Source organism: Corallococcus macrosporus (genome assembly GCF_017302985.1).
In the GTDB taxonomy this organism is placed as follows: Bacteria; Myxococcota; Myxococcia; order Myxococcales; family Myxococcaceae; genus Corallococcus; species Corallococcus macrosporus_A.
Map to the genome: position 1 here is coordinate 1042479 of NZ_JAFIMU010000004.1, position 13205 is coordinate 1055683.

Annotated in this window: 1 protein-coding gene (only partly in view); it reads right to left on the reverse strand. The window is 71.1% G+C overall.

The features are described 5' to 3' along the window. Positions 1 to 13205, reverse strand: the 3' portion of a protein-coding gene (locus JYK02_RS09620) for a non-ribosomal peptide synthetase (RefSeq protein WP_207050571.1). It continues 23860 nt past the right edge of the window; the window shows 13205 of its 37065 coding nt (coding positions 23861-37065); its start codon lies off the right edge, out of view — the gene reads right to left on this strand; its stop codon occupies positions 1 to 3.

A 13205-nucleotide genomic window follows, 5' to 3' on the forward strand; every position in this document is an offset into this window, starting at 1 on the left:
TCATCGGCTTTCGGAGTCCAGGGCGCGCAGTCGCTCCGTGAGCCGCTCTGCCAGCGTGGGGACCTGGGGCTCCTCCAGGATGGTCAGGTGCGTGCCCGGCACGTGGCATACCGAGACACCTCCTGGCAGCCAGGCCTTCCAGCCTTCGTCCTCGGCGCGGGTGGGATCGCTCGCGCGCACCGCGGCGCGGAAGAGCTCGGCGGGGCCTTCGTAGCGGCTGGCGGGCACGTAGCCTCGGTTGGCTTCTCCCAGCCGCTCGTGGACGGCGAAGAGGCGTTCAATCTGTCCCGGCTCCAGGCCACCCGCGGCGGGCAGGTTGCGCAGGAGGCTGATCATCCGTGACAGCAGGGCTTCGCCCTCCAGGCCTCCCAGTTGCTCCAGCTCGGGAGCAGGGACGTCCTGGACGGGGAGCCCGACCATCTTGCCGAACGCGGCCAGACGGATCAGCGGCGGCGGCTCCGGATCCGGCGCTCCGGACGGCGCGAGGCTGTCGAGCAGCGCCAGAAACTCCACCGGCTCGCCGAGGGCCTGGAGCTGACGCGCCATCTCGTAGACCACCAGGCCGCCGAAGGACCATCCCGCGAGCCGGTAGGGGCCGTGGGGCTGCACTTCGCGCACCTGCTCCAGGTAGAGCCGGGCCAGCGCCTCCATGGACGACGGCGGCAGGTCTCCGTCCTCCAGGCCGGGTGCGAAAATGCCGTACACGGGCCGCTCGTTGCCCAGGTGGCGCACGAGGTCCGCGTAGCTGAGCACGCCACCGCCACCGCCATGGACCAGGAACAGCGGCCGGCGCTGTGAGTCCCCCGTGCCGAGCCGCGCCAGGTTCGGTCCCAGGGCGCGGGTCTTGTCGGAAGGCGAGAGCAGCGCCGCGAGCCGTTCGACGGTGGAGCCCTGGAAGAGCGCGGACAGGGGCAACGCGCGGCCCGTCCGCTCACGGAGGAGCGCCATCAGGTGCACGGCGAGCAGCGAGTGGCCGCCCAGGTCGAAGAAGTCCGCATCGGCGCTGACGCGCTCCAGGCGCAGCACCTCCGCGAAGGCTCGCGCGATGAGCTGCTCCATGGGCGTGCGCGGCGCGACGTAGCGGCCGTGCGACGCGGCGGCGTCCGGAGCGGGCACGGCCCCGCGGTCCACCTTGCCGTTGGCGTTGAGCGGCAGGGCCTCCATCACGACGAAGGCCGAGGGCACCATGTAGCCGGGCAGTTGTTGCTGGAGCTGGAGCCGCAGTGTCTCCGCCAGGTCCTCGGGCGCAGGAGACGACGGGACGACGTAGGCGACGAGGCGCTTGTCGCCGGGCACGTCCTCGCGGGCCAGCACCAGCGCTTCCGCGACGGCGGGGAGCCGCCGCAGCGCGGATTCGATTTCGCCCGGCTCGATGCGGAAGCCGCGCAGCTTGAGCTGGAAGTCGGTGCGGCCGAGGAAGTCGAGCGTGCCGTCCGCGAGCCAGCGCGCCTTGTCGCCCGTGCGGTAGAGGCGCTGGCCGGGCGTGATGGCGAAGGGGTGCGGGATGAAGCGCTCGGCGGTGAGGTCGGAACGGTTCAGGTATCCCCACGCGAGGCCGTCGCCGCCGACGAAGAGCTCACCCGGGACGCCCACGGGCACCGGGCGCAGGTGCGCGTCGAGCACGTAGGCCGTGGCATTGGAGATGGGGCGGCCAATCGGCACGGGACCGTCCACGCGCGTGTCGGGATGGAGCGTGAGCGTGGTGGAGAAGGTCGTGTTCTCGGTGGGGCCGTAGCCGTTGATCAGGACGGAGCCCGGGCTCAGGCGCGAGAGGTGCTGGCGCACGCGCTCCGTGGGCAGCACGTCACCACCCGCGAGGACCTGGCGGACCTGCGCGAGGGCCTCGCCCTGGTGCAGCGTCATCTGCTCGAAGAGTGCGGCGGTGAGCCACAGCGTCGTCACGCGGTGATGACGAAGCAGGGCCGCGAGCTCCTCGGTGGACAGGGCATGGGGCGGCGCGAGGACGAGCTTCCCGCCGTGGAGCAGCGCACCCCAGATTTCGAGCGTGGAGGCGTCGAAGGCAACGGGGGCGAACTGGAGGAAGACCTCGTCGGATCCGAAGTGGATGAAGGAGCCGCCGAGCACCAACCGGGTGACGCCCCGGTGAGGCACCAGGACACCCTTGGGCCGACCGGTGGAGCCGGAGGTGAACATCACGTAGGCGAGGCTGTCCGGAGACGTGGAGACCGCGGGCGCATGCGTGGGCTGACGCGCGAGGAGTGAGGCCTCGTCGTCCAGCAGGAGGGTGCGGCCGGAGAAGGACGGCAGGCGCTGCGCCAGCGAGGCGTGGGACAGGAGCAGGGGCGAGGCGCAGTCCTGCAGCAGCAGGGCAAGACGCTCGCGGGGATGGGTCAGCTCCAGCGGGACGTAGGCCGCGCCGGCCTTGAGGACGGCGAGGAGCACGACGACGAGGTCGAACGAGCGCTCCAGGGCCATTGCGACGGGAACGCCCGGAGCGACGCCCAGGCCGATGAGGGCATGGGCGAGCTGGTTGGCACGTTCGTCGAGCTGCCGGTACGTGAGGCGGTCTTCGCCGGAGATAAGGGCCACGGCGTCCGGCGTCTGGCGTGCCTGGGCCGCGAAGCGCTGGTGGATGGACACCTCGTCGGGGAAGGGCACCCGCGTGTCGTTCCAGTCGAGCAACACCTGACGCTGCTCGTCCGGGGAGAGCATGGACGCGGACGTGAGCGGTGCCTCCGGATGCGAGACGAGCGCTTCGACGAGGGCGCCGAAGTGCCGCGCCATTCGTTGGGCCGTGGCGGGAGCGAAGAGGTCGGTGTTGAAGCCGAGCGAGCCCTCGAAGCCGTCGGAGGACTCGGAGAGGAACAGCTCCAGCTCCGCCTTGACGCTGTGGCCTTCCACGTCCAGGGGACGCAGGGCGAGGCCCGGCAGTTGGACGGCCGGCATGGAAGCGTTCTGCATGGTGAAGAGGGCCTGGAAGAGCGGCGGGCGCGTCAGGTCGCGCTGGGGCCTCAGGTCCTCGACGAGCCGCTCGAAGGGGACGTCCTGATGGGCGTATGCCCCCAGGGAGGCCTCGCGCACTTGCTGGAGCAGCTGGTGGAAGGACGCGCCAGGGGACACCCGCGAGCGCAGCACGAGCGTGTTCACGAAGAAGCCGATGAGGCTCTCCGTCTCCGCGTGCGTGCGGCCGGCGATGGGCGTGCCGACGCTGATGTCCTCCTGCCCCGCGTAGCGCGAGAGCAGCACCTGGAAGGCCGCGAGCAGGAGCATGAACGGCGTGACACCGTCACTCCGCCCCAGGGCCTTGAGGGCCTGCGCGAGCGACGCGGACAGCCGCAGCGGGACGACGTCGCCACGGAAGGACTGCACGGGAGGCCGAGGGAGATCCGTGGGCAGCTCCAGGGGCGCCGCGTCCGCGAGCCGCTGACGCCAGTAGGAGAGCTGGGCTTCCAGGACGTCTCCGTGCAGCCACGAGCGCTGCCAGAGGGCGTAGTCGGCGTACTGGACGGGCAGCTCGCGCAGAGGCGAGGGCTGGCCGCTGGAGAAGGCCTGGTAGAGCGCGGCCATTTCGCGGACGAGGACGCCGCGAGACCAGCCGTCGGACACGATGTGGTGCAGCGTGAAGACGAGCACGTGCTCGGTGGGTGCGAGCGTCAGCAGCAGCGTGCGCACGAGGGGTCCGGAGGCCAGGTCGAAGGGACGCTGGGCCTCAATGGAGGCCAGGCGCCGTGCTTCGTTGAGGGCTGCCACGCCCAGGTGGTTGAGGTCCACCGTGGGCAGGGGCAGGTCGCTGGGGGCATCGATGTGCTGGAAGGGCTGCCCCTGGCGAGAGGGGAAGCGGGTGCGCAGGGCTTCATGGCGGCGCACCAGCTCGGTGAGGCTCTGGCGCAGGGCTTCGACGTGCAGCCCGCCTTCCAGGCGGAGGATGGACGGGACGTTGTAGGTGGACGACCCGGGGACGAGCTGGTCGATGAACCACAGGCGCTGCTGCGCGAAGGACAGCGGCAGTTCTCCCGTGCGAGGTGCCGGCACGAGCGGTGGTGCCTTCACGCCGGACGCATGCTTCGCCGTGTCGTCGATGCGGCGTGCGAGGTCCGTCAGGATGGGTGCTTCGAAGATGGAGCGAAGGGGAAGTTCCACGCCGAACGCCGCACGCACCCGGGCCACGAGCTGAGTGGCGAGCAGTGAGTGACCGCCCAGCTCGAAGAACTGGTCCTGTGCGCCCACGCGGGGCAGACGCAGCACTTCGGCCCAGAGGGACGCGAGCAGCTCCTCCGTGGGAGTGCGAGGCGCCACGTAATCGGAGCTCGAAGCGGAAGCCTCCGGAGCGGGCAGGGCCTTGCGGTCGACCTTGCCGTTGGGAGTGAGAGGCAGGGCCTCCAGGAAGACGAAGGCGGAGGGCACCATGTACTCGGGCAGCCGCTGCTTCAGGTTCTCCCGGAGCGAGGGCACGTCGGTGGAGTCCGCGACGACGTAGGCGACGAGGCGAGCCTCACCGGGCGAGTCCTGGCGAGCGACGACGACGGCTTCATGCACGGAGGGGAGCGCACGAAGCACGGTGGCGACTTCTCCGGGCTCGACGCGGAAGCCACGCACCTTCACCTGGAAGTCGACGCGGCCGAGGAACTCCACGCGGCCGTCCGCGAGCCAGCGCACGCGGTCACCCGTGCGGTACATGCGAGCACCAGGGGCGGGGCTGAACGGGTCCGGCACGTAGCGCTCGGCCGTCAAGTCAGGCCGGGCGAGGTAACCGCGAGTCACCTGTGCGCCACCGACGAAGAGCTCGCCCGGGACGCCCAGCGGGGTGGGCCGCAGCGAAGCATCCAGGACGTAGAGGCGCGAATGGGCCAGGGGCCAGCCCAGCGGCACGGAGGCCAAAGCCGGCTGGGCCGGAGGCAGTTGCACGCGGCCGGCAAGGACGCCGACAGTCGTCTCGGTAGGGCCGTAGTGGTTGTGCACCTCGCACTCCGGAGCAAGTGCGTGCACGGACTGGAGCAGGGCCCAGGTGGAGGACTCACCGCCCAGCACCAGGCGCTTACGAGGCAGGACGTGGCGGGGCTGGGGCGCGGTGAGCAGCGCGGCCAGGTGGGAAGGCACCACCTTCATGCAGTCGATGGGGTGGCGTGAGAAGTAGTCGGCCAGGGCCGCAGGGCTGGAGGCGCACTCCTGGGTGAGGACGTGCAGCAAGCCGCCCGTGGTGAGGGCAGGGAAGAGGACGGTGTTGCCCAGGTCGGCGACGAAGGTGGAGACGAGCGCGAAGCTTGCGCAGGCCTCCAGCCCCAGGCGCTGCGTCACCGAGTCGACGTAGGTGAAGAGTTGCGAGTGGGCGACAGCGACGCCCTTGGGCCTGCCGGTGGAGCCGGAGGTGAAGAGGACATAGGCGAGAGAGTCCGGATGCGACTCAACCGGAGGCGCGTCCGTGCGCAGGCGCGAGAGCACCGTGGCGTCCTCATCCAGGCGAACGACGTGCACGCTGAGAGACGCAATGGAGGACGCGTCCTCATTCAGGCGTACGTTGCGTGAGCTGGTAGAGGCAAAAGCAGACGCATGGCGCGACGTTGTGACGACGACGGGCGCGGAAACCTCCTGCACCAGGGACTGCAAGCGCAGGGCGGGCTGAGCCGGGTCGAGCGGCACGTAGGCACCGCCAGCCTTCCAGACACCCAGCAGCGCGACGACGGTTTCAACGGAGCGCTCCAGGCATAGGGCAACGCACGAGTCGGTGCCGACGCCCAGGGAGCGCAGGTGCCAGGCCAGTTGGTTGGCGCGCGCGTTCAGCTCCCCGTAGGTGAGCACCTGTCCATCGCATGCCACGGCGGGCGCATCCGGATGGAGGGCCGCGCGCTGCTCGAAGAGGGCATGCACGCTGCGTGGCGGAGGAAGCGGCGCCTCGGTGGAGACGAAGTCCGTGAGGAGCAGCTTCTTCTCCGCGTCCGTCAGCAGTGGCAGCTCACTGACGCGTGACTCTGGCGACGCGAGCGCGGCCTCCAGCAGCACGCGCAGGTGTTCCACCATGCGAGTGACGGTGGACGCTTCGAACAGGTCGGTGCGATAGCCCAGGGTGCCGGTGAGGCCCTGCGCCGTCTGGGCGAGCGACAGCGTGAGGTCCGACTTGGTGGCCTCGAAGTCACGCGCGAGCGGCTGGAAGGACAGGCCGGAAAGGCTCAGCTCCGAGGCCGGCGCGTTCTGCAGCACGAGCATGACCTGGAAGAGAGGCGAATGGCTCAGGCTGCGCTGCGGCTGAAGCTCCTCGACAAGCTTCTCGAAGGGCAGGTGCTGGTGCTCGTAAGCCGCCAGGGTCGTGTCGCGCACCTGGGCCAGCAGCTGTCGGAATGAAGCCTCCGGCGCGACGTGGGCGCGCAGGACGAGGGTGTTGATGAACAGGCCGATGAGGCCTTCCGTCTCTCCGCGAGTCCGGCCCGCGATGGGCGTACCGACGGAGACATCCTCCTGGCCGGAGTAGCGCGACAGCAGCACCTGGAACGCAGCCAGCAGGGCCATGAAGGGCGTGACGCCTTCACGCTGGCAGAAGTCCGTCAGTGCATCGGACAGCGGCAGGTTCACGGGCAGGGACGCACCGCGCTGGGACTGCACGGCGGGACGCGGCTTGTCCGTGGGCAGTTCCAGCAGGGCCGGCGCACCGGTGAGCTGCTGCTTCCAGTAACCCAACTGCGCCTCCAGCACCTCCCCCTGCAACCACGAGCGCTGCCACACGGCGTAGTCCGCGTACTGGACCGGCAGCTCCGGCAGCGGCGAAGACCTGCCCTGCACGAAGGCCCCGTAGAGCCCCGTCACCTCGCGCACCAGCACGTCCATGGACCAGCCGTCGGAAACGATGTGGTGCATCGTCAAGAGCAGCACGTGCTCCTGCGAGTCGATCCGGATCAGCGAGGCACGCAGCAGTGGACCGCGCGCGAGGTCGAACGGACGCACGGCCTCGGCGTCGGCGCGTCCCTGGGCCTCGGCCTCCCGTTCGGCCCCGGGCAGCGCGCCCAGGTCCACCACGGTCAGGTGGAAGTCGCCGGCCGAATGGATCTCCTGGAAGGGTTCCGAGTCACGAACCACGAACGTGGTGCGCAGGGCTTCGTGACGGTGGAGGAGCGCACGGAAGGCCTGCTCCAGGGCCGGCACGTCCAGCGCTCCCCGCACGCGCAGCGCGAACGGGATGTTGTACGTGGCGGTGCCGGGCTGCAGCTGATCAATGAACCACAGCCGCTGCTGCGCGAACGACAGCGGCAGCGGACCCGAGCGCGGCACGGGGACCAGCGCAGGCGGAGCGGGCAGCTCCACCTTCCGCTGGGCCACCAGCGCCCGGTACACCTCGCGGGCTCGCCGGTACGCCTCGGCCCAGGTGAGCGTCTCGCCTTCCTGTTCCGCGGCCACGGCCTCGGGTGTGAGCCGGGCCTGGGCCTGGAGCAGCCGGTGCAGACCGGCGTCCTTCGCGGTGGCGGCGGACGGATCGCGCCACGCGTGGAACAGCAGGTGCCGCTCCCCTGCCGTGAGCAGGGGCAGCGCGTGGAGCGGATGATCCGGTCCCGCGAGCGCGCCCTCCAGCAGCACGCGCAGGTGGCCCATCATGCGCTCCGCCGTCGAGGCGTCGAACAGGTCGGTGCTGTACTCCAGCACGCCGCGCAGGCCCTGGCCCCGGTCGTTGACGGACAGGACGAGGTCGAACTTCGACGCGCGGTGCTCGATCTTGATCGAGCCCATCTTCAGCCCGGGCCCGAGCACCTCCGGCATCGGGGCGTTCTGGTACGCGAGCATCACCTGGAAGAGCGGCGCGCGGCCCGCGATGCGCTCGGGCCGCAGGGTCTCCACAAGCTTCTCGAAGGGCACGTCCTGGTGGGCGTAGGCGCCCAGCGTCACGTCGCGAACCCGGGCGAGCAACGCGCGGAAGCTGGGGACCCCAGCGAGGTCCGTGCGCAGGACCAGCGTGTTCACGAAGAAGCCGATGAGCCCTTCCAGCTCCGCGTGCGTGCGCCCGGCGATGGGCGAGCCCACGCTGATGTCCTCCTGGCCGGAGTAGCGCGACAGCAGCAACTGGAACGCGGCCAGCACCACCATGGAAGGCGTGACGCCCTCCTGACGGCAGAGGGTCTGGAGCGCTTCCGACAGCTCCACGGGGAACTGGAACGCGTACGCGCCACCCTGGAGCGTCGGCGCGGCCGGGCGCGGGCGGTCCGTGGGCAGCTCCAGCGTCCGGGGCGCACCCTGGAGCCGGGCCCGCCACCAGCCGAGCTGTGCCTCCAGCACCTCGTCGCGCAGCCATCCGCGCTGCCAGAGGGCGAAGTCCGGGTACTGCACGGCGAGCGGTTCCAGGCTCGCGGGACGCCCCTGCGCGTGGGCCGTGTAGAGCGTCGTCAGCTCCTGGACGAGGACGCCCATGGACCAGCCGTCGGAGATGACGTGGTGCAGGGTGATGATCAGCGCATGGCGTGCCTCCTCCAGCCGGAAGAGGAGCACGCGCCAGAGCGGTCCCATCGCCAGGTCGAAGGGCCGCCAGGCCTCGTGCTCAACGAGGCGCTGGAGCGTGGCTTCGCGTTCGTTGGCGGGCAGGTCGCGGAGGTCCGCCCAGACCGCGGGCAGCGGAGGCTCGGGGGCGATGACCTGGACGGGCTGGTGGCCGTGCTCCTGGAGCGTCGTGCGCAGGGACTCGTGGCGCTGGAGCAGGTCTCGGAGGGCGCGCGTGAGCGCGGGCACGTCGAGCGGGCCCTCCAGCAGCACGGCGGTGGGGAGGTTGTAGTTCGAGCTGTCGGGGTCCAGCTTCGAGAGGAACCACAGGCGCTGCTGCGCGAAGGACAGGGGCGCGGGGTCCTGCGTGGTCCGCGCGCGGAGCGGTGGCACGGGCGCCGCGGGCCGATCCAGGAGCAGCGCGTCGATGCGGCGGGCCATCGCCTCCACGGTGGGGCTCGCGAAGAAGCCGGGAAGCGAGAGCTCGACCCCGAAGTGCTGGCGCACGCGCGCGAGCACCTGGGTGGCGCTCAACGAGTGACCGCCCAGGTCGAAGAAGCTGTCGTCGGCACCCACGTCCTCGATGCGGAGCACGCGGCTCCACAGCGCCGCCAGCTCGCGCTCCGTGTCGGTGTCCGGTGGGCGGGTGGGAATGCGGGTCCGTGAGGTTTCCGGAGCAGGAAGGGCCTTGCGGTCCACCTTTCCGCTGGGAGTCAGCGGCAGTGCGTCCATCACCACGAAGGCGGAGGGCACCATGTACTCCGGCAGCTTCTCGTGCAGCCGCGAGCGCAATGCGCTCACCTCCACCGCTTCGCTGCCCCGGACGACGTAGGCCACCAGCCGCTTGTCACCGGCCGAGTCCTCACGTGCCACGACCACGGCCTGACGCACGCCGGGGTGCTGCTCCAGCGCGGCTTCAATCTCTCCCAACTCGATGCGCAGGCCGCGCACCTTCACCTGGAAGTCCGCACGGCCCACGTACTCGATGGCGCCATCCGGCAGCCAACGGGCCACGTCGCCGGTGCGGTAGAGCCGCGCGCCCGGCGTGTCGCCGAAGGCATCCGGGATGAAGCGCTCGGCCGTCAGCTCCGGACGGCCCAGGTAGCCTCGGCCCACCTGCACACCGCCGATGAAGAGCTCTCCCGCAACGCCCACGGGCACGGGCTCCAGGCGGGAGTCCAGGAGGCGGATTTGGGTATTGGCCACCGGCCGGCCAATGGGCACGGAGCGGCGAGATTCGCCAGGCAAGCACTGGTGGAAGGTGACGTCGACAGCAGCCTCGGTGGGGCCGTAGAGGTTGTGCAGCCCGGCCCAGGGCAGCCGCCGCAGGCACCGCTCAGCAAGCTCCACCGGGAGGGCTTCACCGCTGCAAACCACGCGGCGAAGCGAGGTGCACGCTTCCAGCGCCGGCTCCTCCAGGAACACCTGGAGCATGGAGGGCACGAAGTGCAGGGTGGTGACGCCCGCTTCGGAGATGAGGCGCGCGAGGTAGGCAGGGTCCTGATGGCCGCCGGGCTTCGCGACGACGAGGCGTGCGCCCGTCATGAGAGGCCAGAAGAACTCCCAGACGGAGACGTCGAAGCTGAAGGGCGTCTTCTGCAGGACGACATCCGAAGGCCCCAGGCCATAGGCGGACTGCATCCACCGCAGGCGGTTGACGACGGGGCCATGGGCATTCATGGCGCCCTTGGGGCGGCCGGTGCTGCCGGAGGTGAAGATGACGTAGGCGAGGCCGTCGGCGGTGGCGCGGGGAGGAGGCGCGTGCCGGGGCTGGGAGGCGATGTCGTCCCACTGCGCGTCCATGCACAGCACCTGGGCGTCATGCGCGGGCAGACGCGAGAGCAGGTGCTCCTGGGCCAGGAGGACGGCGGGGCGCGCGTCCTCCAGCATCCAGGAGAGGCGCTGGGCGGGGTAGGCCGGGTCGAAGGGGACGTAGGCGCCACCGGCCTTGAGCGTGGCCAACAGGGCAACGACGAGCTCCAGCGAGCGCTCCAGCAGCAGGCCGACGCGAACCTCGGGCCCGACACCGCGCGCGATGAGGGCATGGGCGAGCTGATTGGCCCGCGTGTCCAGCTCCCGGTACGTGAGGGTGCGGCCCTCGAACACGAGCGCCACCGCATCCGGCGTGCGCTCCACCTGCGCCTGGATCAGCTCAGGCAACGTGGCATCGCGCGGGAAGTCGGTCGCCGTCGAGTTCCAATCGATAAGCACCTGCCGACGCTCGGCGTCCGTGAGCGGGCGGACGTTGGCGGAGTCATCGCCCGGTTCCACCGGTGCGGGCCGTGCCACTTCGCGCGCCGCGACCTCCTCCAGGGGAAGGAGCGGCACGGACAGCGCGGGGCCTTCACTCCGGCGCGAAGGCGTCGGCAGGCCCCTGCCTTCAAGGGCCGCGTCGATTCGTGCGGCCAGTCCTTCGACGGTGGGCGCGTCGAAGAGGGCGCGCAGCGGCAGCTCCACGCCGAAGGCTTCCCGGATGCGGCTGATGGCCTGGGTGGCCAGCAGCGAGTGGCCTCCCAGGTCGAAGAAGCTGTCGGTCGCCCCCACCCGGTTGACGCCCAGGAGCGGACGCCACAGGCCAGCGAGCCGCTCCTCGGTACCTGTGCGCGGCGGGACGTGCTCGCGCTCATCGCCCGTGAAGTCCGGCGCGGGCAGGGCCCTGCGATCCACCTTGCCGTTGGCGGTGAGCGGCAGGGCGGGCAGCGCGACGAAGGCCGCGGGCACCATGTACTCCGGCAGGTGCTGCTTCAGGTGTTCACGGAGCGCGGACACGTCCGGCGCATCCGCGACGACGTAGGCCACGAGGCGCTTGTCGCCCGGCACGTCCTCGCGCACCAGGACCACTGCCTCCCTCACCGCGGGGGCCGTGCGCAGCACCGCCTCCACCTCGCCCAATTCGATGCGGAAGCCGCGCACCTTCACCTGCGCGTCGGCGCGGCCCACGAACTCCAGCGTGCCGTCCTCGCGCCAGCGCACCACGTCGCCCGTGCGGTACAGCCTTGCACCGGCATCACCCGAGAACGTGTCTGGCACGAAGCGCTCGGCCGTCAGCACGGGACGCCCCGCGTAGCCGCGCGCCACGCCCACGCCTCCCAGGTACAGCTCTCCTCGCACGCCCACGGGCACCGGCTGGCCGCGCGCGTCCAGCACGTAGGCGCGTACGTTGGACAGGGGCCTGCCGATGGCGGGCACCAGTCCGTCCGCCACGCAGTCGGTGAGCGTGGCCACCACCGTGGCCTCCGTGGGGCCGTAGGTGTTGATCAGCCGCCGCCCGGAGGCCCACCGCGCCACCACGTCGGCGGGCAGGGCCTCGCCTCCGGAGATGACGGTGCGCAGCGCGGGCAGCCCGTCCGCGGGAGTGGCCGCCAGCGCCGCGGGCGTGAGGCTGATGACCGTCAGGGCCTGCTCGCGCAGCAACTGCTGCAGCGGCGCGCCCGGCATCAGCTTCTCCATCGGTGCCAGCACCAGCGTCGCGCCGGCGCACAGCGTGGTGAAGATCTCCTCCACCGACAGGTCGAAGCTCAGGTTGGCGAACTGGAGGACGCGGTCCCCCGGTCCAATGCCATACGCCACGGCCTCGTGCGTGACGAGGTTGGCCCCGCTCCGGTGCTCCACCAGGGTGCCCTTGGGCAGGCCGGTGCTGCCGGACGTGTAGAGCAGGTAGGCCAGGTGGCGCGGGGTGACGCCGCAGGCAGGCGCGTCGGTGCGCTCCTGCGAAAGGGCGTCGCGTTCAGCGTCCAGGCAGAGCGCGGACGCGCTGTAGGCCTGGGAGAAGCGGTCGCGCAGCGCCGCCTGCGTCAGCAACACCCGGGCGCCGCTGTCCTCCAGCATGAAGGCGCGCCGTTCGCTCGGCAGGAGCGGATCCACCGGCACCCACGCGCATCCGGCCTTGAGGATGCCCAGCAGGCCGATGACGACGTCCAGCGAGCGCTCCATGCTCAGGGCCACGCGCACCTCGGGCCCGACACCCCGGCGGCGCAGCGCGTGCGCGACCTGGTTGGCGCGGGCGTCCAGCTCCGCGTACGTGAGGTGCGTTCCCTCGAACGTGGCGGCGCGTGCGTCTGGCGCACGGCGCACCTGCGCCTCGAAGAGCGAGTGCACGCAGGCGTCAGGGAAGTCCGCGCGCGTGGCGTTCCAGTCCACCAGCACCTGCCGGCGCTCGGTTTCCGTCAGCAGCGGGATCGCGGAGAGCCGGCGTTCGGGAGCGGCCACCAGGGCCTCCACCAGCACACGCAGGTGGTGCATCCACCGCTCGGCGGTGGCGGCGTCGTAGAAGTCCTGGGCGTACTCCAGCGTCCCCGTGAAGCCTCGCGCGGTCCGGCTGAGCGCCAGCGTCAGGTCGAACTTGGCGGCGCGGCCTCGCGACGGGAGCGCTCGGAACGTCAGCCCCGGGACGGACAGCTCCGCGGGGGGCATGTTCTGGAGGATGAACATCACCTGGAACAGCGGCGCCTGGTGCAGGTCGCGCATCGGCTGGAGCTGTTCGAAGGGCACGTGCTGGTGCGCGAAGGCGTCCAGCGCCGTGGTGCGCACGCGCGCCAGCAACTCGCGCACGGTGGGGTCCCCGTCCAGGCGGGTGCGCAGGACGAGCGTGTTGAGGAAGAAGCCGATGAGCCCTTCCAGCTCCGCGCGGTTGCGGCCCGCGACGGGCGATCCCACGCTGATGTCGTCCTGGCCGGAGTAGCGCGACAGCAGCACCTGGAAGGCCGCCAGCAGGAACATGAAGGGCGTGACGCCCTCACGGCGGCAGAGCGCCTCCACGGCCTCACTCAGCGCCAGCGGAAGCTCCACGGGGA